Source organism: Streptomyces huiliensis (assembly GCF_020037025.1).
Taxonomy (GTDB): domain Bacteria; phylum Actinomycetota; class Actinomycetes; order Streptomycetales; family Streptomycetaceae; genus Streptomyces; species Streptomyces huiliensis.
In genome coordinates, this window is sequence record NZ_JAIQLH010000013.1 from 94,823 (window position 1) to 117,024 (window position 22,202).

Sequence of the window (22,202 nt, forward strand, 5' to 3'; positions counted from 1 at the left end):
CTGCGGGTTGGGTGTGCCGGACGGGTCCGGGGGGACCCGCGGCGTCTCTCAGGGTAGGCCGCCGGACGGGCGGCGGGCCGGTGAGGTTGCCCTCACCCGGCCGGGCCGCCGGGTGCTGCCGCGCGGGAACCCCTGTCGCGATCTATCGCGAATGGCTAGGCTGGTGTCCGTGGACGAGTCATCGCTGGAGAAGCGCCGAGTGCCCCTGACCAAGACGCCCGCCGCGGAGCCGGCCGTGCCTGCCGAGCCCGCGGAGTCTGGCGAGCCCGCGAAGGCTGCGGCGCCCGCGAAGGCTGCGGCGCCCGCGAAGGCTGCGGCGCCCGCGAAGGCTGCGGCGCCCGCGAAGGCTGCGGCGCCCGCGAAGCCGGCCGTGGCCGCCGAGCCGGCCCTGCGCGCGTCCGACGCGGACCGCGACCGGATCGCGGACATCCTCCGCGAGGCGCTGGCCGAGGGCCGGCTCACCCCGGACGAGCACGCCGAGCGCGTGGACGCCGTGTACCGGGCCCGTACGGTCGGCGAGCTGGAGCCGCTGGTCCGGGACCTGCCGGCCGGCGCCGCCCGGCCCGCCGCCGGCCACCGCCCGGCGCCGGCTGACGCGTACGCCCCGGCCGCCCCCGCCGAGAACCTGATAGCCGTGTTCGGCGGCGCGACCCGCCGGGGCCGCTGGCGCGCGGGCGGCAGGCTGAACGCGTTCGCGCTCTTCGGCGGGGTGGAGATCGACCTCACCGAGGCGTTCTTCGAGCGGCGGACGGTGGTCGTCAACAGCTGGGCCCTCTTCGGCGGCGTCGACATCAAGGTCCCGGAGAACGTCTCGCTGCGCTGCACCGGCACCGGCGTCTTCGGCGGGTTCGACGTCGACGGCTACGAGTCGCCCGACGAGGGCGCCCCCGAGGTCGTGGTGACCGGCTGGGCGCTGTTCGGCGGTGTCGCGGCCAAGGCGCGGCCGGGCAAGCGGGTCAAGGACCTCCGCGCGGCCGGCTGACCGCGCCGGCTCGCCGCCACGGCCCGGGCGGGACGAGGGTGACGCACGGGATTCCGGTCATGGCAACGGTGTGAATAAGCACGCGCACAGCGGGTAAAGCTTGGTGCATCGTCTCTCGTACGGCTGCGGGCGCGACTGTTGGACAGGGGCCGTGCAGGGTGAGACGGCAAGGGTGACTCAACCGGCCGAGCAAAGCCGTCGTCAGGAGTGGACCGTGCTGCTACCGCATCAGCCCCTGCAGGAAGCCGCCGTACCGTCGCCGCGGATGTCCGCGCGGGATCAGGCCGGCCCCTGGCATTCGGAGGCGGTGTGCCGCCGGGACGAAGCCGGCCTGTTCTTCGCACCGTCGAAGGAGCCGACGGCAGCGCGTCTGTCCCGCGAGGAGGCCGCCAAACGCGTCTGCGCGCGCTGCCCCGTGATGGTCGAGTGCCGGGAGCACGCGCTGCTCCAGCCCGAGCCGTACGGCGTGTGGGGCGGCCTCACCGCCGCCGAGCGCCGCGTCGTCCTGGCCCGCCGCCGGCGCCGGGACGCGGAGCTCCAGCGCTCCACCCGGGTCGCCGCGGCGGGATAGCGGACGCCCCGGGGTTCCCGGACGCCGGACGGGCCGGCCGCGAGCGACCTGCCGGCCCCGCCCGTCCGGCGTCCGGGGACGGGCGGCGAGCCGCTTCCCGGGGCCGCGTTCGGATCAGCCTCGAGCCAGCCTCGAGCCAGCCTCGAATCTGCCTCGAATCAGCTGGGGCGCTCGAAGTCGATCGCGCTGTACGCCCGGAGCTTCGACAGCCGGTGCACCGAGTCGATCTGCCGGATCGTCCCGGACTTGGACCGCATGACCAGCGACTGCGTGGTCGCCGTCTCCGCGCGGTAGCGCACGCCGCGCAGCAGCTCGCCGTCGGTGATGCCGGTGGCGACGAAGAACACGTTGTCGCCGCTGACCAGGTCGTCGGTGCAGAGCACCCGGTCCAGGTCGTGCCCGGCGTCGATCGCCCGCTGCCGCTCGGCGTCGTCCTTGGGCCACAGCTTCGTCTGGATGGTGCCGCCAAGGCACTTGATGGCACAGGCGGCGATGATGCCCTCCGGCGTACCGCCGACGCCCAGCAGCAGGTCCACGCCGGTGCCCTCGCGCGCCGCCATGATCGCGCCGGCCACGTCGCCGTCGGAGATGAACTTGATGCGGGCGCCCGCCTCGCGGATCTCCTTGACGATGCCGTCGTGGCGCGGCCGGTCGAGGACGACGACCGTGACGTCCTCGGGGGAGGAGCGCTTCGCCTTCGCGATCCGGCGGATGTTCACGGCCACCGGGGCGTTGATGTCCACGTAGTCCGCGGCCTCGGGGCCGGTGACCAGCTTGTCCATGTAGAAGACGGCCGACGGGTCGAACATCGAGCCGCGGTCGGCGACGGCGAGCACGGAGACGGCGTTGGCCATGCCCTTGGCGGTCAGCGTGGTGCCGTCCACCGGGTCCACGGCCACGTCGCACTCCGGGCCGGTCCCGTCGCCGACGCGCTCACCGTTGTAGAGCATCGGGGCGTTGTCCTTCTCGCCCTCGCCGATGACGACGACGCCGTTCATCGACACGGTGTGGATGAGCGCGCGCATGGCGCGGACGGCGGCGCCGTCCGCGCCGTTCTTGTCTCCGCGGCCGACCCAGCGGCCCGAGGCCATGGCGCCCGCCTCGGTCACCCGGACCAGCTCCAGGGCGAGGTTGCGGTCCGGGGCCTCCGGGCTGACCTCAAGCTGGGACGGGAGATGGTGATCGGTCATCGGGCGCACCTTTCTGTACGGCGGTCGGCCGTGGGGCCCCTCCTGCCGGGTAAGCCAGGAGGGTGAGGGTGTCCATGACTTTATCCGCTGATTTCGAGAATGAGCAGGGCGCCCCACGCATGAGCGCCGTCAAGGCCCCGCCACTCGCCGCGACACGGCCGTGCCCCCCTCCGGCGTGATGATCGCCGAGGTCATGGGGGACGATGGGGGCGTGGCAGGCAGGAACGGGAAGAACAAGACGGCACGCAACATGCTGCTGTCGCTGGCGGTGACGATTCCGGTGGCGGGCACGGGCTATCTGCTGCTCCCGCACGAGGGCAGCGGTCGCGATCCGGTGCGGACCGTCGCCTACCAGGTGGAGGTCGCCTCCGCCCGGCGGGCGGCGCCGTACCCGGTGGTGGCCCCCGAGGGGCTCGGCGCCGACTGGCGCGCGACTTCGGTCTGGTACCGCCAGGAGCGCGGCGGGGGCAAGGTGTGGCACCTGGGCTTCATCGACCCGGACACCGAGTACGTCCAGATCGAGCAGAGCGACGGCCCGGCGGAGGACTTCATCGAGGACTCCACGCAGCACGCGGAGCCGACGAAGGGCACGCGGCGGATCGGCGACACCGAGTGGCAGCGGTACGAGGGCGAGAAGTACGACGCCCTGGTGCGCAAGGAGCGCGGGGTGACGACGGTGATCGCCGGGACCGCTTCCGAACGCCGGCTCACGGAGATGGCCGCCGCGCTCCGGAACGGCAAGCCGGCCCAGAAGCCGCTCCAGGACGGCAAGCCGAAGAGCTGACCGGGATCCCTCGCGGGCCCCTGACACGCCAAAGGGGCCCACAAGGGGCCCCTGAACGGCTGCGGCGTCGGCGACGTCAGACGACCGAGACGACCTGGTCGTAGGCCAGGCGCGGGGAGCGGGGACGGTAGGCGTCCTCCGACGGCTTGCCGATGTTGACGACGAGCAGCGGGGTGTGGTCGCCGTCCAGGAACTCCTTCTGGATGCCGGCGGCGTCGAAGCCGGTCATCGGGCCGGCGGCCAGGCCGGCGGCGCGGACGCCCACGATGAAGTAGCCGGCCTGCAGCGCGGCGTTCAGCTCGGCGGACTTCTCGCGCACCGGGCGCTCGCTGAAGAACACGTCCTTGGCCTGCGGGAAGGGCGGGAACAGCGCCGGCAGCTCCTCGTGGAACTCGTTGTCGGCGGCCAGGATCGCGACCAGCGGCGCGGCCTTGGTCTTGGCCTGGTTGCCCTCGGACATGTGGGCGACGAGACGCTCGCGAGCCTCCTCGGAGCGGACCAGGACGATGCGCAGCGGCGACTGGTTGAACGCGGTGGGCGCGTACTTGACCAGGTCGTAGAGCGCCTGCATCTGCTCGTCGGTGACGGGCTCGTCGGTGAACGCGTTGGCCGTGTGGGCCTCGCGGAAGAGCAGGTCCTGCGCGGCGGTGTCCAGGGCGAGAGTCATGGGGGTGACCTTCCTTGCTGTGGGGGTGTTCGGGGTCGGCCGCGTCCACACTAAAACAAACTGTGTGAACTTTCAACTGAAAATTAAACTAAACCGTCGGAGGTCGCCCTTCCCCGCCAGAGCGCACCCCCCCGGCCGCCCTCCCCCCGATCACTCCTCGCCGGACTCCCCCTCCGGCGCGGAGAGCGCCGCGTCCAGCCGCGCCCGCGCCCCCTCCAGCCAGTGCCGGCAGACCCGGGCCAGCGCCTCGCCGCGTTCCCACAGGGCCAGCGACTCCTCCAGCGTCTGACCGCCGGTCTCCAGCCTGCGGACGACCTCGATCAGCTCGTCCCGCGCCTGCTCGTAGCCGAGTGCGCTCAGCTCCTCGTCCGCGCCGGTCCCGGTGCCGGACTCACCCGTGTTCGCCATGCCGCCCAGCGTAGGGCCTGCCGGCGGGGACGCGACGGGCTCAGTCCGCCGGCCCCTCGGCGCGTACGGTGAACGCCCCCTCGGCGACCCGTGCCCGCAGCTCCTCGCCCGCCGCCACCTCGTCCGCGGCCCGGACCACCGAGCCGTCGGCGTGCTGGAGGACGGCGTACCCGCGCCGCAGCGTCGCGGCGGGAGAGAGCGCCACCACCCGGGCGTGCGTGTGCGTCAGCTCGGAGTCGGCCCGGTCCAGCAGGTGCCCGAACGTCCTTCGTGCCCGCCCCAGCAGCCCCTCCACCTGCTCCTCCCGCTCGTCCACCATCCGTTGCGGACGCTCCATGCACGGCCGCGCCCGTACGGCGGCCAGCCCGCGCTCCTCCCGGTCCAGCAGCGAGGTCACCGCCCGCAGCGCCCGGCCGCCGAGCTGCCCGACGCGCGCCAGCTCCTCGCCGACGTCCGGGACGACGCGCTTGGCGGCGTCGGTCGGCGTCGAGGCCCGCAAGTCGGCGACCAGGTCGAGGAGCGGGGAGTCCGGCTCGTGCCCGATCGCCGACACCACCGGCGTCCGGCACGCGGCCACCGCCCGGACCAGCTGCTCGTCCGAGAACGGCAGCAGGTCCTCTACGCTGCCGCCGCCGCGCGCGACGATGATCACGTCCACCTCGTCGAGCGCGTCCAGTTCCCGGACCGCCTCCACCACCTTGGGCACGGCGTGCACGCCCTGCACCGGCACATTGCGCACCTCGAAGCGGACGGCGGGCCATCGGTGCCGGGCGTTCTCCAGCACGTCCCGCTCGGCGGCCGACGCCCGGCCGCAGACGAGGCCGATCAGCTGCGGCAGGAACGGCAACGGCCGCTTCCGCTCCGCGTCGAACAGCCCCTCCCGCCCCAACGATTTCTTCAGCTGCTCCAACCGCGCCAGCAGCTCCCCGACCCCCACCGGCCGGATCTCCGCCGCCCGCAGCGACAGCGAACCGCGCGGCGCGTACCACTCCGGCTTCGCGTGCACCACGACCCGCGCACCCTCGGCCACGACGTCCGCGACCCGGTCGAACACCGCGCGGTAGCAGGTGACGGAGAGCGAGATGTCGTGCGACGGATCGCGCAGCGTCAGGAACACCACCCCCGCCCCCGGCCGCCGCGACAGCTGCGTGATCTGCCCCTCGACCCAGACGGCACCGAGCCGGTCGATCCAGCCGCCGATGAGGCGGGAGACCTGGCCTACGGGGAGGGGGGCGTCGGGGGAGGTGGTGAGCGCCATGCGGTTGAGGGTATCGGGGGTGGTTGTGCCCCTGTCCCGCCCTTTCACCGTTTCTTGCGGGGGCGGGCCCCCGCACCCCCGAAACCGCGCTCCGCGCGGTTGTCCTCACACGCCGGACGGGCCGAAAGTGCCACCTCAGGCACCGTCCAGCCCGTCCGGCGTTTGAGGACGAGCGGCGAAGCCGCGACAAGCGGGGTCTGGGGCGCGCCCCAGGAAACGGCGAAGGGGCGGGACAGGGGCACCCTCACCGCGCCCCGCGCGCCCCCTGAACCGCGAGCACCACCACCCCCACCCCCAACCACACCGCCCCCACCACTTGCGCGGCCACCGCAGCGCGCACCAGCACCGCGACCACCACAGCCAACCCGACCAGCGGCACAAGCACGTCCCGCACAACACCGCACCTGATCCGCCCCCGCCCCGCAAACCACCCAATCACCGACAGATGCAACAACCCAAAAGCCACCAACGCCCCCACATCCACCACAGACACCAACCGATCCAGCCCATCCCCCCGCCGAGCCGCCCACACCGCCGCGGCCAGCGTGACGATCGCGGCCCCCATCAACGCCCGCCGCGGCACCCCCGTCCCCCGGTCGACGACGGCCAGAGCGCCGGGCAGCCGCCGGTCCCGAGCCATGGCGAACAGCAGGCGCCCGGCCGCCGCCTGCCCCGACAGGGCGGCGAAAGCGGCGCCGCCCGCCTTGCTCGCGGCGACGAGATCATGCAGCCACCGCCCCGTGGAGGCATCCACCGTGTCGTAGAACGCCGCCCCCTGCCGAGCCGGCTCCGCACCGAGCTCCGCCGCCGACAGCGGCACGAGCAGCGCCGCCAGATACGTCTGGACGAGGAACAGCACACCCGCCACCACCAGACACGTCAGCACCGCCCGAGCCACCCGCCCCGGCCCGCCCGCCGCCTCCTCCGCGAACGCGGCGATCGCGTCGAAGCCCAGGTACGACAGCACCGCCACCGACACCGCCGTCAGCACGGCCCCCGTGTCGAAGGCGCCCTCGCCGGTCAGCGGCGCGAGCCAGCCGCGCCGCGGGCCGTCCGCGGCCAGCGCCCAGGCCGCCGCGGCCACGAAGACGCACAGCACCGCGAGCTCCACCACCAGCACCACGAACCCCGCCAGCGCCGCCACCCGTACGCCCGACAGGTTGAGGCCGGTCGTCACCACGACCGCGACCGCCGTCCACACCCACGGGTGTACGGCCGGTACGAGCGCGTGCATCGCGATGCCCGAGAACAGGTACGCCACCGCGGGGATCAGCAGGTAGTCGAGCAGGGCCATCCAGCCCGCGACGAACCCCGCTCCCTCGCCCAGTCCCGCGCGCGCGTAGGCGTAGACGGAACCGGCCCGCGGCACCACCCGCACCATCCGGGCGTAGGAGTACGCCGTGAACCCCATCGCCACCGTCGCCACCAGGTACACCGCGGCCACCGCCCCGTGCGCCTTCGCGACCAGCGTGCCGAACACGCCGACGGGCGCCATCGGGGCGATGAACAGCAGCCCGTACACGACGAGGTCCCGGAAGGTCAGCGTGCGGCGCAGACCGTCCCCGGCCGGGCCACCGGGCTCGGAGAAGGGAGGTGCCGAGGGTGCGGACATACGGATGCCTTCCCAGCGGAGCGGACGGGCCGGAGCGGACGAAACCGGGCGGACGTAACCGGGCGGACGGGACGGGGGCACGGGGCCGCCCGGCCAGTATTCGGCCCGGCCCGGGGGAGGGCGCAGGGACGCGCCGCCGTTGTCGGTGACGGCCCGTACGATGGACGGCATGACTGCAACCAGCGCTCGAAAGGTCCTGCTCGCCGCCCCCCGTGGCTACTGCGCGGGCGTGGACCGTGCCGTGATCGCCGTCGAGAAGGCCCTGGAGCAGTACGGCGCGCCGGTCTACGTGCGCCACGAGATCGTCCACAACAAATACGTGGTGAAGACCCTGGAGAAGAAGGGCGCCATCTTCGTCGACGAGACGTTCGAGGTGCCCGAGGGCAACATCGTCATCTTCTCGGCGCACGGCGTCGCCCCGGTCGTCCACGAGGAGGCCAAGCAGGGCAAGCTGGCCACCATCGACGCGACCTGCCCGCTGGTCACCAAGGTCCACAAGGAAGCCGTCCGCTACGCGCGCGAGGACTACGACATCCTCCTCATCGGCCACGAGGGCCACGAGGAGGTCATCGGCACCAGCGGCGAGGCCCCCGACCACATCCAGCTCGTCGACGGCCCCGCCGACGTCGCGAACGTCGAGGTCCGCGACCCGGACAAGGTCGTCTGGCTCTCCCAGACCACCCTCTCCGTTGACGAGACGATGGAGACGGTCGGCGCCCTGCAGAACAAGTTCCCGAACCTGCTCTCCCCGCCGTCCGACGACATCTGCTACGCCACGCAGAACCGGCAGACCGCGGTGAAGCAGATGGGCGCCGAGGCCGACCTCGTCATCGTCGTCGGCTCGAAGAACTCCTCCAACTCCGTCCGCCTGGTCGAGGTCGCCCTCGGCGCCGGCGCCCGCGCCGCGCACCTGGTCGACTACGCCGAGGAGATCGACGAGAGCTGGCTGGAGGGCGTGACCACCGTCGGCCTCACCTCCGGCGCCTCCGTCCCGGAGATCCTCGTCGAGGGCGTCCTGGAGTGGCTGGCCGCCCGCGGCTACGAGGACGTCGAGACCGTCAAGGCCGCCGAGGAGTCCATCACCTTCTCCCTCCCCAAGGAACTCCGCCGCGACCTGCGCGCGGAGGCCGCCGCGGCCGTCGCGGGCCCGGCGGGCACCGCGGGGAACGCGACCGAGGGGTGACGGCGGTCTTCCGCCCGTAGCGTGGTCGCCATGGACGCATTCGGTGTGGACATCGGCGGATCGGGCATCAAGGGCGCCCCGGTCGACCTGACCCGCGGGGCACTGGCGGCCGAGCGCCACAAGGTGCTCACCCCGCACCCCGCGACCCCGGACGCGGTCGCCGACCGCTTCCGGGAGGTGCTGGACCACTTCGGCTGGTCCGGCGGCCCGGTCGGGGCCACCTTCCCCGGCGTGGTCACCGGCGGCGTCACCAGGACGGCCGCCAACGTCGACAAGGCGTGGATCGGCCGGGACGCCGCCGCCCTGCTCGGCGCGCGGATCGGCGCTCCCGTGACGCTGCTGAACGACGCGGACGCGGCCGGCGTCGCCGAGATGACGTTCGGCGCCGGCCGGGGTCGGACGGGCACCGTCATCGTGCTCACCTTCGGCACCGGCATCGGCAGCGCCGTCTTCACCGGCGGCCGGCTCGTCCCCAACACCGAACTCGGCCACCTGGAGCTCGGCGGCCACGACGCCGAGACCCGGGCCTCCAGCCGGGCCAAGGAGGAGGGCGACCTCAGCTGGCAGCGGTGGGCGCGCCGGGTGCAGAAGTACCTGCGGCACGTCGAGGCGCTGTTCTCGCCCGAGCTCTTCGTCGTCGGCGGGGGCGTCAGCCGCAAGGCGGAGAAGTTCCTGCCGCTGATCGAGGGCGTCAGTGCCGAGATCGTTCCCGCTGAGCTGGAGAACGACGCGGGGATCGTGGGGGCCGCGATGGCCGCCGCCGGGCCTGTGCACGGGCCAGCCGCCGGCGCCTGACCAGCAGCACCCGGCGGCCGAGCACGATCAACGCGGCGAGCAGCGTCCCGCCGTACAGCCAGCCGGCCTGCAGCGACAGGAAGCCGACCAGGGCCATCGCCCGGCCCGCGAGCCCGCCGGAGCCGGCGGTCGCGGCCGTGGCGGGGAGGGCGCCCGCGGCGAACGCGATGGGCGCGCTCACCGGCGCGGCCACCAGCTCCGCCGGCCGCACCGCGAGCGCGCAGACGACGCAGCAGAGGACGAAGAGCACGCCGTAGGCGGCCGGCGAGCCCGCGGCCAGCCGGGCGACGAGCACCCCGGCGACCAGCATCCCCAGCACGGCGAGGAGCCCGCTGCCCAGCCCGGTCAGCCGGACCGGCTGGTCCCGCCGGAGCGCGCGCAGCAGCGGCGGCGGCGTGCGACCCGCCCGTTCCGGCTCGGCCGGCGCCCCTCTGCCCTGCCCCACCGGGGCGGCCGGGCGGGGCACCGGGGCCGTGCGACGGATCCTGTGCTGAGTGATGCGTGCGCCGGGTTGCTCCACCCGACCAAACTAGGTCGCGGACCGCCGCGAACCCGGCCTTGGACACGCCCCGCACCCTCCGTCGGCCGTTCGTTCGACTCCGTACGGCCGTCCGCCCCGGCCGGTGGCCCGGCGCGGACCCGTAGACTGGTGGACCGGCCCGGAGCGGGCCCCCTTGCTGCCTTTGTTCGCCCTGGGCCCTTCACTACAGGAAGTCGTCACGTGTCGCTCACGATCGGAATCGTCGGTCTGCCCAACGTCGGCAAGTCGACGCTGTTCAACGCCCTGACCAAGAACGACGTGCTGGCGGCCAACTACCCGTTCGCCACCATCGAGCCCAACGTGGGCGTCGTCGGCGTCCCCGACGCCCGGCTGACCAAGCTGGCGGAGATCTTCGGCTCGCAGAAGATCCTCCCCGCCACCGTCGACTTCGTCGACATCGCCGGCATCGTGCGCGGCGCCTCCGAGGGTGAGGGCCTGGGCAACAAGTTCCTCGCGAACATCCGCGAGTCCGACGCGATCTGCCAGGTCATCCGCGCCTTCGCCGACGAGAACGTCGTCCACGTCGACGGCAAGGTCTCGCCGAAGGACGACATCGAGACCATCAACACCGAGCTGATCCTCGCGGACCTCCAGACCATCGAGAAGGTGCTGCCGCGCCTGGTCAAGGAATCCCGCATCCAGAAGGACAAGGCGGCCAAGGTCAAGGCCGTCGAGGAGGCCAAGGCCATCCTGGAGAAGGGCGACACCCTCTTCTCGGCGGGCGTCGTCCAGGGCTCGGAGAAGGCGGAGCCCCTCCACGACCTGCACCTCCTCACCACCAAGCCGTTCCTCTACGTCTTCAACGTGGACGAGGACGAGCTGACGGACGACGCCTTCAAGGCCGAGCAGCGCGCCCTGGTCGCCCCCGCCGAGGCCATCTTCCTCAACGCCAAGCTGGAGGCCGACCTCGCCGAACTGGACGAGGCGGACGCCATGGAGCTCCTCCAGTCCGTCGGCGCCGAGGAGCCCGGCCTCGCCACCCTCGCCCGCGTCGGCTTCGACACCCTCGGCCTCCAGACCTACCTGACGGCCGGCCCCAAGGAATCCCGCGCCTGGACCATCAAGAAGGGCGCCACCGCCCCCGAGGCCGCCGGTGTCATCCACACCGACTTCCAGAAGGGCTTCATCAAGGCCGAGGTCATCTCCTTCGACGACCTCGTCACCTGCGGCTCCGTCGCCGAGGCCCGCTCGGCGGGCAAGGCCCGCATGGAGGGCAAGGAGTACGTGATGGCGGACGGCGACGTCGTGGAGTTCCGCTTCAACGTGTAGTCGCCGCGGGCCAGAAGGGGTCGGACTCTGTCGAGTCCGGCCCCTTTCGCGTTCCCGCGTCGACATGGTGCTGACTTTTCAGCCGCTTCGTGGGGGTGTGAGCTTGTCGAGGTCCAGGCTGATCTCGAAGGGCACCGGGCGTCGGAGGGTGCCGCGGAAGATGCCGGCGGGCGCGTAGACGCCGGTCGGTCCGTCGAGTTCGTAGACGTGTACGACGGGTGCGCCGTCCTCGTCCTCGATGCACCAATAGTGCGGGATGCCGGCCTCTGCGTACTTGCGAAGCTTTACCGTGCGGTCGCGGTGGGCGGACTCCGGGGATACGGCCTCCACGACGAGCTTCACGTTTTCGGGGGCGTACCAGGTGCGGTCGGGGTCATAGGGGAGATCCGTCAGCAAGAGGTCCGGTTCCGGGCGGTTGCGGGAGTCGAGGCGGATCGTCATCTCACGCTCGACCTCGTAGCCGGCCGGTGCCTGTGCCATGAGTGTGGTGGTCAGGGCGGTGACGAGGCGGCCGTGCCAGGACCGTTGCGGCGACATCATGAAGACGAGGGCTCCGTCGATGAGCTCGGTGTGGCGTGGTGCCTCGGGGAGGCGGTCCAGGTCCTCCGCGAACCAGCCTTCCGCGCGCGGCGGGCGCATCCAGTCGGGCAGTGCGGTCATGGCTTCACGGTAGCGGCCTGCGGCTCGGCTGAAGAGCGAACGATCTCGGCGCGAGGATTTTCGGTGACTTGGCGCGCTGCCACCGGCGAAGGAGGAGGCGGTCCAGGACTGCCGGCTCGGTGGCCGGGGGGAGCCGGAGGGCGGAAGCCGGCCAGGGCGTCGTGCCAGGAGGGGAGGACGATGGCGAGGGTCACGGCCTCGGCGAGGGACTCGGCGATGAGGGAGGCCCGGCCCTCGGAGTCGGTATAGAGGACGGGGCGGGGACCGTTGGGAACGGCCGGACCGCAGAGGTAGTGCGTGCCACCCGCGCGCAGCCGACGACGGGCTCCACCGGGAGGCCGTTGGGCAGGGCGATCGGCTCGATCGGATCGGTGCGGGCAAGGTCGAATTCGCCGCCGGAGGACAGGTAGGAAGCGGCTTCGGGGTGCGCGGTGATCCGGCGGAGCAGGGCGTCGTCCGAGAGGGCGGCCGGGTTGAGGGCCGTGGTGATCGCCGGGGTCATGGGGTGACCTGCGAGGACGTGGCGGATGGCGTCGAGGGGGACCGGCCGCTCGTAGACGTCCTCGAAGTGCGCCTGGACGGCTTCGGGGGAGCGGTCGGCGAGGAGGTGGAAGAGGAAGCCGGAGCCGTCCGGGTCCTCCGTACCGGTGGGGAAGTCGATGCCCGAGCCGGTGCGCCAGGCGGTGTCGCCGGTCTCCCGCCGCAGGCAGGCGGTGACGCGAGGGGCGTCGATACCCTCGCCGTGGAAGGCGGGCGAGTCGAGGAGCGGGCGCAGCGCCGCGGGCACCTCGTCGATGACGCCGGGCCAGACCTGCTCGTCGTCCGTCCCGTACGGGCTCATCTCCGACTCGTGGTCGAAGCCGCATATGAGCACGCCGGCCGGGGTGAAGAGGACGGAGAATTCGTCCCCCGAACCGCTCTCCATCAGGGCCGCCTCCTCGCCGGGGCCCCAGGCGGTGTCGAAGGTGTACGCGCAGAACCGTGGATCGTCGGCGATCGCCGGCGCGGAGGGTGAAGGTGCGGATCTCGTTGAGGCGGGTGTCGGCGACGAAGAGGTGGCGGCCGTCGGGGGAGAGGGCGAGGCCGTTGGGGGCGTGGAAGCCGTCCGCGGCGATGGTCACCGCGCCGGTGGCCGGGTCGATGCGGTAGACGTGGCAGGCGCCGATCTCGCTCTCGGCGCGGTGGCCCTCGTAGTCGCTGCGGATGCCGAAGTCGGGGTCGGAGAACCAGACGGTCCCGTCGGCGGCGGCCACCGCGTCGTTGGGGCTGTTCAGGCGGCGGCCCTCGAAGCGGTCCGCGAGGACGGTGATCGTGCCGTCCGGTTCGGTGCGGGTGACGAGGCGGTTGCCCTGTTCGCAGGTGATCAGGCGGCCGCGGGCGTCCAGGGTGTTGCCGTTGCTGCGGCCGGCGGGGGCGCGAAGGTGCTCACCGCGCCCGTCGCCTCGTCCCAGCGGACATGCGGTCGTTGGGGATGTCGCTCCAGATCAGCTGGCGCCGCGCGGGGACGTAGAGCGGGCCCTCGGCCCAGCGGCAGCCGTGGTGCAGCCGTTCGAGGCGTGCGTCGCCGTTTACGCAGCCGTCGGTGTGGAAGCGTTCGTCCAGGATCTCGTAGACGCCGTGGATGGTCGGGATCTGTCCGGATGTCATCGCTGCACCTTTCTTCTTTATGGCGTCGTCGGTTTGCCGGAGGTGTAGAGCCACTTCTGGAAGAGAGGCGCCAGGTCCTTGCCCGCCACCTTGGTGCACAGGTCCGTGAAGTCCGTCGTGCGGACGTTGCCGTGGCGGTGGTCCGTCGTCCAGGTGCGGAGGATGGTGGAGAAGGTCGCGTCGCCCACCGTCTCGCGGAGTCTGTGGAGGGTCATCGCGCCTCGGTAGTAGACCGGGTCGCCTGAGACGTCCTCGGCGGACGGGGGCTTCGCGGGTGGGAAGGACCAGAGGTCGTCCGTCTTCGGGAGGGCGTAGTATTCGGCGAAGGTGTCGGCGGCGGTGGGGCCGGCGTGCTGTTCCTGCCAGAGCCACTCCGCGTAGGTGGCGAAGCCCTCGTTGAGCCACATGTCCTGCCAGGAGCCGGGGGTGACGGAGTCGCCGAACCACTGGTGGGCGATCTCGTGGACGAGGGAGATCTCGTCGGGGGCGTGGTTGAAGTAGGGGCGGGTCTGGGTCTCCAGGGCGTAGTCGATGGACGGGCCCGAGCCGATCGTGGCGCCGGTGGAGGAGAAGGGGTACGGGCCGAAGAGGCGGGCGCCCCAGTCGGTGACGGCGGCGACCCAGGACGGGACGTCGGCGGCCCGCTGCGCCTGGGCGGTGTGGATGGCCACGGTCTGCGGGACCGTGCCGGCGGCGGTGCGGTCGAGGGTGAAGGAGCCGATGGCGACGGTCGCCAGGTAGCTGGCCATCGGCTCGGCGGTGTGCCAGGTGAAGGACGTCCGGCCGTTCGCCGTCTGCTGTTTGCTCAGTTCGCCGTTGGAAACGGCGGTCATGCCCTCGGGAACGCTGACCGTCAGGTCGTAGGCGGCCTTGTCCGACGGGTGGTGATTGCCGGGGAACCAGGCCATGGAGCCGTTGGGCTCGCCGAGCGCCACGGCGCCGTCGGGCGTCTTGAGCCAGCCCTCCTGGGAACCGTCGGGGTCGGTGAGTGTCTCGGGGGCGCCGTGGTAGGTGACGACGGCGGTGAAGGCGGTGTCCGCGGCGAGTTCCTTCGCCGGGGTCAGCCGGAGCGCGTCCCCGGTGCGGGCGACCGTGGCCGGGGTGCCGTCGATCGTGGCGCCGTCGACCTGGAGGCCGTGGAAGTCGAGACTGAACGACGACAGGGCGCGGTCGGTGCGGGCGCCGATCTCGGCGGTGGCGGTGATTCCGCCGTCCTTCGGTTCGTACGTCAGTGACAGGCCGTAGTGCTCCACCTGGTAGCCGCCGTTGCCCATGGCCGGGAACAGGGGGTCTCCGACGCCCTTGGCGCCGGCCGTGGCGGTGTCGGCGGGGCGGACGACGGTCGTTCCGGCGGGGGCGCAGGCCGGCAGGAGGAGGCAAGGGAGGGCGCAGAGGAGAGAGGGGCGGCGCATGGGCTGGCTCCTTCGGATCGCCGGCTCCCTGGATCTCCCGAAACATCCGGGCCGTCCTGATCCTCCGGTACTTCCGAAGATCACAGAGATCGTCCGCATCGTCGCAGATGTGCCGTCGGAGAGTGCGTATTGCACGTGCGTCAGGGTGGCGCTCACACCCTTCTGAGCTGCAATTCACCACATCTAGTGATTCCTTGGCCTTCAGTTGCGGATCGCAACGGTGAGTTGCCAAGCTGTTGCGGACCGTCAACCTTGGGAGTGGACGTGGCATTCGGTGACCAGCCCGCATACCTGCGCGTCGCCGGCGATCTGCGCCAGAAGATCGTCGCCGGAGAGCTGCCGCCGCACACCCGCCTGCCCTCCCAGGCGCGCATCCGCGAGCAGTACGGCGTCTCGGACACGGTGGCCCTGGAGGCGCGCAAGGTGTTGATGGCCGAGGGGCTGGTGGAGGGCCGGTCCGGGTCGGGCACCTACGTGCGGGAGCGGCCCGAGCGGCGGGCGGTGGTGCGTACGGGCTATCGGGCGGTGGGGGAGTCCTCGTCGTTCCGGCAGGAGCAGGCCGACCCCCGGGTCAAGGGCACCTGGGAGGCGCGCAGCGAGCAGGTGCCCGCCTCGCCCGGGGTCGCCGAGCGGCTGCGGATCGCGCCCGGCGACCGGGTGATGCGCACCGACTACCTGTTCCGCTGCGCCGGCGAGCCGGCGATGCTCTCCACCTCCTGGGAGCCGCTCGCCGTCACCGGGCGGACGCCGGTGATGCTCCCCGAGGAGGGGCCGCTGGCCGGTCGCGGGGTGGTCGAGCGGATGGCCGCCATCGACCTCGTGGTGGACAACGTCACCGAGGAGATCAGCGCCCGCCCGGGCCTGGCGCAGGAGACGCTGGCGCTGGGCGGGGTGCCGGGCCACTGTGTCCTCGTCGTCTCGCGGACGTACTTCGCGGGCGGGCGGGCGGTGGAGACGGCGGACGTGGTGATGCTCGCCGAGCGGCACCGGGTCGCGTACCACCTTCCGGTGAAGTAGCGGCGTCATGTGAGGTCGCGGCGTCATGTGAGGCTGTGCAGGTCACGGTGGGGTGGCGGAACCGCTCGGCCCCCTTTCGCGTACCAGTCCACAGTGACGTGGACGTGTCGTCCTCGTGAACGTTCGCGACGTCCGGCGGAACCGGCCCGCCGGTCAGAGGCGTGGCTGGAAAGAGCCCCTTACTCGCACTCCTTACTCGAGGGTAGGAAGTGTGCGGTACGCCCCGGTATACCCACATGTAAAGACCCGGTTTCCGGTGTTGCAAAACTCACATACCCCCTGGTCAGGGCCTTTTGGCGGAATCAACTCGGCCAAATCGCTCGTACGATGGCGCGGTTTGTGTCCTGCTGTGGGGGAGTAAGAAAGAAAAGGAGAGCCGGGGCTTGAGTACCGAACAGGGTTCCCACTCCAATTACCGCCGGACCCTAGGTCCGGTGGCCCTGACGGCCGTCGGCCTCGGGTCGATCATCGGCTCCGGCTGGCTCTTCGGTGCCCAGCGGGCCGCCGGCATCGCCGGTCCGGCGGCGATCCTCGCCTGGGTCATCGGCGCCGTCGTCGCGCTGACCATCGCCCTGACCTACAGCGAGCTGGGTGCGATGTTCCCGAAGGCCGGCGGCATGGTCCGCTACGGCCAGTACTCGCACGGCTCGCTCGCCGGCTACCTCGCCGCCTGGGCCAACTGGATCGCGATCGTCTCCGTCATCCCCGGCGAGGCGACCGCCTCCGTCCAGTACATGAGCTCCTGGAAGTGGAGCTGGGCCAAGGACCTGTACGACGGCAAGGAGCTCACCGGCGCCGGTGTGGCCCTCGCCAGCGTCCTGCTGGTCTTCTACTTCTTCCTGAACTGGTTCGCGATCACCCTGTTCGCGAAGACCAACAACCTGATCACGATCTTTAAGGTCGTCGTTCCGATCCTGACCGCCGGCGCCCTGATGTGGTCGCACTTCGACACGCACAACATCGAGGTGGCGGGCGGCTTCACGCCCAACGGCTGGAACGCGGTCTTCACCGCCGTGGCCACCTCCGGCATCGTCTGGGCGTACAACGGCTTCCAGTCCCCGCTGAACATGGCCGGGGAGGCCCGCAACCCGGGCAAGTCGCTGCCGAAGGCCGTCATCGGCTCGATCCTGATCGCGCTGGTCATCTACATCGCGCTGCAGGTCGCCTTCCTGATGGCCGTCCCCTCCGCCGACCTCGGCGACGGCTGGAGCGCCCTCACCTACAAGTCCCCGCTGGCCGACCTGGCCATCGCCTGGGGCCTGAACTGGCTGGCGATCGTCCTCTACGCGGACGCCTTCGTCTCCCCCTCCGGCACCGGCATGATCTACGCCGCGACCACCTCGCGCATGATCCACGGCGTCCAGGAGAACGGTCACCTGCCGGGCATCTTCGGCAAGGTCGACCCGAAGACCGGCGTGCCGCGTCCGGCCCTGCTGCTCAACCTGGTCATCGCCTTCCTCTTCCTCGCCGTCTTCCGCGGCTGGGGCTCGCTGGCCGAGATCGTCTCCATCGCGACCGTCATCTCGTACATCACCGGCCCCGTCGCCGTGATGTCGCTGCGCCGCATCGCCCCGGGCATCAACCGCCCGGTGAAGCTGCGCGCCATGCCCGTCATCGCGCCCATCGCGATGGTCTTCGGCTCGCTCGTCCTCTACTGGGGCAAGTGGCCGCTCACCGGCAAGGTCATCCTGATCATGGCGGTCGGTCTGCCGATCTGGGCCTGGTACGAGCTGCGCAAGCCGTGGGCCGAGCTCAAGCCGCACCTCAAGGCCGGCGCCTGGATGGTGATGTACCTGCTGGTCATGGCCTTCGTCTCGTGGGCCGGCGGCAAGGACTACGGCGGCAAGGGCTACCTCGGCGACGGCTGGGACCTGCTGGTCGTCGCCCTGATCGGCCTGGCCTTCTACGTGTGGGGCGTGCAGAGCGCCTGGCGCAACCCCACGCTGGTCGCCACCGAGAAGGAGATCGAGGAGATCGAGGGCATCGAGGCGGCGGAGGCGTCCGCGACGGCGGCTCCGGAGACGTCCAAGGCGTAACCCCACGCGTACGCGTGGCCGAATGCGCACCTCTTCGTGAAAACCCGTATCCGCTGCGTAAAGGTCGGGCGTACGCTCGGGCATATGCGGACTGCGGTTTCTTCCCGAAGGGTGCGACGGCGGAGGGGCAGGGGCGATGAGTGAGAGCGAACCGGTCCTGCCCTGGCTGGTGATCCGCCAGGACGACAACGGCAATCGCTACCGCGTCGGGCGGTACGCCACCAGGACGGAGGCGGAGCGCGTCGCCGACCGCCTGGACGAGAACCTTGACGGGGCCCGCGACAAAAGGGGCCACCACAAGCAGCTCTACATAGTCGAACGCGTGCGGGTGGCCCCCTGACCGGGGGGCCACCCGCGGCCGTACCCGGAGCCGTCCGCGGCCCTACTCGGAGTCACCCGCGGCGGTATCCGGAGTCATCCGCGGCCGTACCCCGCGTCCGAACGCGCCGGTAGCGGCCCGGCGCGCCCCCTCGCCGGCCCCGCCGCCCCGCCGTAGCCCGACTGCGGGCGGGAGCGATACACAGGCCCTCATACCGGGTATGTGCTGATTATTGGTCCCAAGCCGGGCATTCCGGCCCGGCTGGGTCGCGTCAGCGGTCGGGGAAGTGGTCGGCGTGAGCGACAGCGCACTGGCATCGACGCCGGGATTCGCCGAATGGAGCTTCCCCGCCGAGGCCGGTGCGGTGCGCACCGCCCGTACGCTCGTCCGCGACACCCTGCTCTCCTGGGGCCTGGCGGACGTCACCGACGTCACCGTCCTCCTCGTGAGCGAGCTCGTCACCAACTCCCTGCGGCACGCCACCGGCCCCATCGGCGTCCGGATGTACTCCCGCGCCGGCCGCGTGCTCCAGGTCGAGGTCTCCGATCCGCTGCCCGATCCGCCCCGCGAACGCGTGGCCGAAGCCGACGACGAGGGCGGCCGCGGACTGCAGCTCGTCGCACTGGCGTCCCGTCGTTGGGGTACCCGCCGGGGTGACAACGGCAAGACGGTGTGGTTCGAACTGAGCTTGCCAGGTTAGGAACCCGGGGAAGACCCATTGCGGGTCGAGACCGTGCTGTGATCGTGAAGTCCGTGTTCCGAGGGCCTCTCGTGCTGGATACTCGGCCTTCTGATGCCGGTGCGAGCACATGAGCCGGAGGGGACGGGCACGTGAGCGAAAAGCCAGCGGGCGCTGAGGCGGGCAGCCCAGAGGGTAAGGACACCACCTCGATGTGGCAGAACAGCCCGCCCGGATCCCTCTACGACTACATTCGCGTGGCGTCGTTCTCGCTGGGACCCGACGGCCGGATCGAGCAGTGGAGCGAGCGCGCCACCGAGCTCTTCGGAATAACTCCGGGGCAGGCGGTCGGCCGGGATCCCCAGGACGTGTTCGCCGCCGCGCAGCAAGGGGTCCTCTTTTCGGGCGACCTGGGCGACCCGGGCGACTCGAGCGACTCGAATGACCCGGGCGACTCGAATGACCCGGGCGACCACGGCGACCTGCCGCTCGGTGGAGGTGACGGCCCGGACGTCCGCGCCAGGACCGGCCTGGTCCCGTACCAGCGCGACGGGCGGCAGCAGGGCCTCGCCGAGATCTACGTGATGCCCAGCCGGAACGAGCGCGGCGAGCGCGCCGCGCTCTGCGTGGCCGTCGACGTCCGGGCGCTCCAGGGAATAGAGACCGACATCGCGGCGTCCGAAGCCGTTTTCGGCCAATCTCCCCTGGGCTTCTTCTTCTTCGGAACGGACCTGCGGCTGCTCCGCGTCAACGAGAGCTTCGCCCAGGCCCTCGGCCGTCCCGTGGCCTGGCACCGGGGGCGGAAGCCGCACGAGTTCCTGCCCCGCACGGAGGCCGAACGGCTGACGCTCGCCCTCCGCCAGGTCCTCGACACGGGCCGGCCGGTGGCCGATCTCCAGCTCATGGGACCGGTGCCCGGCAAGGCCGAACGCCGCCGCTGGTCGGTCTCGCTCTACCGGCTGCACGGCGGCAGCGGACGGCCCATCGGCGTGGCCGCCATCGCCACCGACGTCACCGGCCGCCGCCGGGCCGAACGGGAGGCCGCCGGCGTCCGGCGGAACCTGGCCCTGCTCAACGAGGCGAGCGCCCGCATCGGCACCTCCCTCGACCTGGAGACCACCGCCCGCGAACTGCTGGACGTGGCCGTCCCGCAGTTCTGCGACCTCGCCTCCGTCGACCTCTACCAGGGGCTGCTGGCCGGTGACGAGGCGCCGCCCGGCCTGGCCGACGGCAGCGCCGAGCTGCGCCGTGTCGCCTTCGCCAGCGCGGTGTCGGGCGCGCCGGTCGCCTCCGACGAGCCCGACGAGAAGGCCATTCAGGTCGGCGAGGTGCACCGGTACCCCTTCCACTCGCCGTGCGCCGGCGCCCTGCGCACCGCCCAGGTGCAGGCCGTCCCCGGCGGCGGCCGGGAGGGCGGGGACGCGCCCGAGCCGGGCGTGTCGGCGCAGTGCACGCTGGCCGTGCCGATGGTGGCCCGGGACACGGTGATGGGGCTGGTCCAGTTCACCCGCACCAAGGGCAGCGAGCCCTTCGGCGAGCGGGAGACGGCCGTCGCCGTGGAGCTGGCCTCGCGGGCGGCGGTCTGCATCGACAACGCCCGCCTCTACCGGCGCGAGCACGAGCGGGCCCTCATCCTCCAGCGCAGCCTGCTGCCTCCGGTCGACCCGGAGGCCGCCGGGCTGGAGATCGCCTGCCGCTATCTGCCCGGCAACGCGGCGACCGAGGTGGGCGGCGACTGGTTCGACGTCATCGAGTTGCCCGGCCACCGCACGGCCCTGGTCGTCGGCGACGTGATGGGCCGCGGCCTGCGGGCCGCCGTCGCCATGGGCGAACTCCGCACGGCCGTACGGACGCTGGCCATGCTGGACATGGAGCCGGCCGAGGTGCTGTCCGCCCTCGACGAGATCGCCCACGGCCTCGGCCGGCCCGGCGGCAAGCAGTCCGCTTCGCGCGGGGTGCGGGGGAGCGTCCGGCCCGCCGACCTCTCCGAGGTCTACCTCGCGACGTGCGTCTACGCGGTGTACGACCCCGTCACCCGGCGCTGTACGGTCGCCAACGCCGGGCACCTGCCGCCCGTCCTGGTCGAGGAGGGCAAGCCGGCGCGGCTGCTGGAGGTGCAGCCGGGGATGCCGCTCGGGGTGGGCGGGGAGCTGTTCGAGGAGACCGTCCTCGAACTGCCCGACGGGGCGTTGCTCGCCTTGTACACGGACGGTCTGGTCGAGTCCCGGGACCATCCGCTGGACGAGGGGCTCCAGGCGTTCCAGGACGCTCTGACGGATCCGGCCCGGCCGTTGGAGGACGTCTGCGATCACGTCCTGTCCGCCCTGGACACCCATCACGGCGAGGACGACATCGCTCTGCTGATGGCCCGGCTGCGGGGGCTGCCGCCCGGGCACGTCGGCGACTGGACGCTGCCTCCCGAGCCGCGGTCCGTCGCCCGGGCTCGGGAGCTCGCCCGGGAGATGCTGCCGCAGTGGGGGCTGGAGAGTCTGGTCGACACGACGGAGTTGCTGGTGAGTGAGCTGGTCACCAATGCGCTGCGGTACGGGGAGGGCGACATCCGGCTGCGGCTGCTGCTGGACCGGACGTTGGTGTGTGAGGTGTGGGACGCGGGGTCGGTGCAGCCTCGGCGGCGGCGGGCTCGGGACACGGATGAAGGCGGGCGTGGCCTGCAGCTTGTCGGGTTGCTCAGCGCGGCTTGGGGGAGCCGGCGGATTCCCCCGCAAGGGAAGACGGTGTGGTTTGAACTGGCGTTGCCGGATGGGGAGGCGGGGGCGCCCGATGCTGTTGAGGCTCTGATGAGCCTGTATTGAGCCCCGGACCCGCCCTTTCACCGTTTCTTTCAGGGGCGAGCCCCCGCACCCCCCTGAAACCGCGCTCCGCGTGGTTGTCCTCAAACGCCGGACGGGCTGAAGTGCGCGCCCCGGGCGCGATATCCAGCCCGTCCGGCGTTTGAGGACGAGCGGCGGAGCCGCGACAAAGGGGGTCTGGGGCGCAGCCCCAGGAAGCGGCGAAGGGGTGGGACCGGGGCACCCTCACCGTTCCGGCGCCGCCAGACGCCCCCTCGTGGCGCCGCCTCCGAACGTGGCGGGGAGCAGGCCGGCCAGGACGATGCCGCCGAGCAGCGCTCCGCCCAGCGCCCGAGCCGGCCGCGCCGCGTCCGGCGCTTCGT

Annotated in this window: 20 protein-coding genes and 1 pseudogene; 11 read left to right on the forward strand and 10 right to left on the reverse strand. The window is 72.0% G+C overall.

All coding sequences use genetic code 11. The annotated features are described in order from the left end of the window. The first annotated feature begins 370 nt into the window (after nt 1-370). Nucleotides 371-982, forward strand: a complete 612-nt coding sequence (locus JNW98_RS03785) for a DUF1707 SHOCT-like domain-containing protein (protein ID WP_223766633.1) — start codon at nt 371-373, stop codon at nt 980-982. 265 nt (nt 983-1,247) lie between these two features. Continuing rightward, nucleotides 1,248-1,553 (forward strand): WhiB family transcriptional regulator, encoded by a 306-nt coding sequence (locus JNW98_RS03790; RefSeq protein ID WP_004941922.1) that lies wholly within the window; start codon nt 1,248-1,250, stop codon nt 1,551-1,553. Nucleotides 1,554-1,711: 158 nt separating this feature from the next. Here the strand turns inward: JNW98_RS03790 and glpX are convergent, their stop codons facing one another. Continuing rightward, a complete protein-coding gene (glpX, locus tag JNW98_RS03795; protein ID WP_185941802.1) occupies nt 1,712-2,743 on the reverse strand; it encodes a class II fructose-bisphosphatase in 1,032 nt (343 codons plus the stop codon). A gap of 211 nt (nt 2,744-2,954) precedes the next feature. Between glpX and JNW98_RS03800 the strand changes: the two genes are divergently transcribed. Beyond that, the gene (locus JNW98_RS03800) at nt 2,955-3,527 is read left to right on the forward strand and encodes a DUF4245 domain-containing protein (RefSeq protein WP_223766616.1); all 573 of its coding nucleotides are present in this window, start codon (nt 2,955-2,957) and stop codon (nt 3,525-3,527) included. A gap of 76 nt (nt 3,528-3,603) precedes the next feature. Here the strand turns inward: JNW98_RS03800 and JNW98_RS03805 are convergent, their stop codons facing one another. From JNW98_RS03805 to JNW98_RS03820, 4 genes are all read right to left on the reverse strand, one after another. Beyond that, on the reverse strand, nt 3,604-4,194 hold the full coding sequence (locus tag JNW98_RS03805) for a malonic semialdehyde reductase (protein ID WP_223766617.1): 591 nt from the start codon (nt 4,192-4,194) through the stop codon (nt 3,604-3,606). Between the two features lie 150 nt (nt 4,195-4,344). Further along, nucleotides 4,345-4,602, reverse strand: a complete 258-nt coding sequence (locus JNW98_RS03810; RefSeq protein WP_223766618.1) for an exodeoxyribonuclease VII small subunit — start codon at nt 4,600-4,602, stop codon at nt 4,345-4,347. A gap of 40 nt (nt 4,603-4,642) precedes the next feature. Beyond that, nucleotides 4,643-5,860: an exodeoxyribonuclease VII large subunit gene (xseA, locus tag JNW98_RS03815; RefSeq protein WP_223766619.1), complete on the reverse strand. Its 1,218-nt coding sequence runs from the start codon at nt 5,858-5,860 to the stop codon at nt 4,643-4,645. A gap of 244 nt (nt 5,861-6,104) precedes the next feature. Then, on the reverse strand, nt 6,105-7,472 hold the full coding sequence (locus JNW98_RS03820) for an APC family permease (RefSeq protein WP_223766620.1): 1,368 nt from the start codon (nt 7,470-7,472) through the stop codon (nt 6,105-6,107). A gap of 160 nt (nt 7,473-7,632) precedes the next feature. On the opposite strand from JNW98_RS03820, the gene JNW98_RS03825 reads away from it, so the two are divergent. Together JNW98_RS03825 and ppgK are read left to right on the forward strand one after the other, a co-directional pair. Next, nucleotides 7,633-8,655: a 4-hydroxy-3-methylbut-2-enyl diphosphate reductase gene (locus JNW98_RS03825; protein WP_223766621.1), complete on the forward strand. Its 1,023-nt coding sequence runs from the start codon at nt 7,633-7,635 to the stop codon at nt 8,653-8,655. Nucleotides 8,656-8,685: 30 nt separating this feature from the next. Next, a complete protein-coding gene (ppgK, locus tag JNW98_RS03830) occupies nt 8,686-9,450 on the forward strand; it encodes a polyphosphate--glucose phosphotransferase (RefSeq protein ID WP_223766622.1) in 765 nt (254 codons plus the stop codon). Here ppgK and JNW98_RS03835 read toward each other — a convergent pair. Further along, nucleotides 9,347-9,970 carry a DUF6542 domain-containing protein gene (locus tag JNW98_RS03835; RefSeq protein WP_223766623.1) on the reverse strand — a complete coding sequence of 208 codons (624 nt, stop codon included), beginning with the start codon at nt 9,968-9,970 and terminating at the stop codon, nt 9,347-9,349. The genes ppgK and JNW98_RS03835 overlap by 104 nt on opposite strands. 201 nt (nt 9,971-10,171) lie before the next feature. Here JNW98_RS03835 and ychF point away from each other — a divergent pair, with 201 nt between their 5' ends. After that, a complete protein-coding gene (gene ychF, locus JNW98_RS03840) occupies nt 10,172-11,260 on the forward strand; it encodes a redox-regulated ATPase YchF (protein WP_223766624.1) in 1,089 nt (362 codons plus the stop codon). Nucleotides 11,261-11,338: 78 nt separating this feature from the next. Here the strand turns inward: ychF and JNW98_RS03845 are convergent, their stop codons facing one another. The 4 genes and pseudogenes from JNW98_RS03845 to JNW98_RS03860 all read right to left on the reverse strand — a co-directional run bounded on the left by JNW98_RS03845 (nt 11,339) and on the right by JNW98_RS03860 (nt 14,979). Continuing rightward, on the reverse strand, nt 11,339-11,920 hold the full coding sequence (locus tag JNW98_RS03845; protein WP_223766625.1) for a Uma2 family endonuclease: 582 nt from the start codon (nt 11,918-11,920) through the stop codon (nt 11,339-11,341). A 190-nt stretch (nt 11,921-12,110) separates the two neighbouring features. Continuing rightward, on the reverse strand, nt 12,111-12,845 hold the full coding sequence (locus tag JNW98_RS03850; RefSeq protein ID WP_223766635.1) for a hypothetical protein: 735 nt from the start codon (nt 12,843-12,845) through the stop codon (nt 12,111-12,113). Beyond that, nucleotides 12,820-13,567 (reverse strand): annotated as a pseudogene (locus tag JNW98_RS03855) (SMP-30/gluconolactonase/LRE family protein); the annotation flags it as partial. The gene JNW98_RS03850 and the pseudogene JNW98_RS03855, both read right to left, overlap by 26 nt. 17 nt (nt 13,568-13,584) lie before the next feature. Continuing rightward, a complete protein-coding gene (locus JNW98_RS03860) occupies nt 13,585-14,979 on the reverse strand; it encodes a M1 family metallopeptidase (RefSeq protein WP_223766626.1) in 1,395 nt (464 codons plus the stop codon). 264 nt (nt 14,980-15,243) lie between these two features. Here JNW98_RS03860 and JNW98_RS03865 point away from each other — a divergent pair, with 264 nt between their 5' ends. The 5 genes from JNW98_RS03865 (at nt 15,244) to JNW98_RS03885 (ending at nt 21,843) form a co-directional block, all read left to right on the forward strand. Then, nucleotides 15,244-15,996, forward strand: coding sequence for a GntR family transcriptional regulator (locus JNW98_RS03865; RefSeq protein WP_223766627.1), 753 nt, complete (start codon nt 15,244-15,246; stop codon nt 15,994-15,996). A gap of 383 nt (nt 15,997-16,379) precedes the next feature. Continuing rightward, nucleotides 16,380-18,032, forward strand: coding sequence for an APC family permease (locus JNW98_RS03870; RefSeq protein ID WP_223766628.1), 1,653 nt, complete (start codon nt 16,380-16,382; stop codon nt 18,030-18,032). Nucleotides 18,033-18,168: 136 nt separating this feature from the next. Then, nucleotides 18,169-18,372: an SPOR domain-containing protein gene (locus JNW98_RS03875; protein ID WP_223766629.1), complete on the forward strand. Its 204-nt coding sequence runs from the start codon at nt 18,169-18,171 to the stop codon at nt 18,370-18,372. Between the two features lie 265 nt (nt 18,373-18,637). Further along, entirely contained in the window at nt 18,638-19,051 is a 414-nt protein-coding gene (locus JNW98_RS03880; protein ID WP_223766630.1) for an ATP-binding protein, read from the forward strand. A gap of 191 nt (nt 19,052-19,242) precedes the next feature. Further along, nucleotides 19,243-21,843 (forward strand): SpoIIE family protein phosphatase, encoded by a 2,601-nt coding sequence (locus JNW98_RS03885; RefSeq protein WP_223766634.1) that lies wholly within the window; start codon nt 19,243-19,245, stop codon nt 21,841-21,843. Nucleotides 21,844-22,202: the final 359 nt, after the last annotated feature.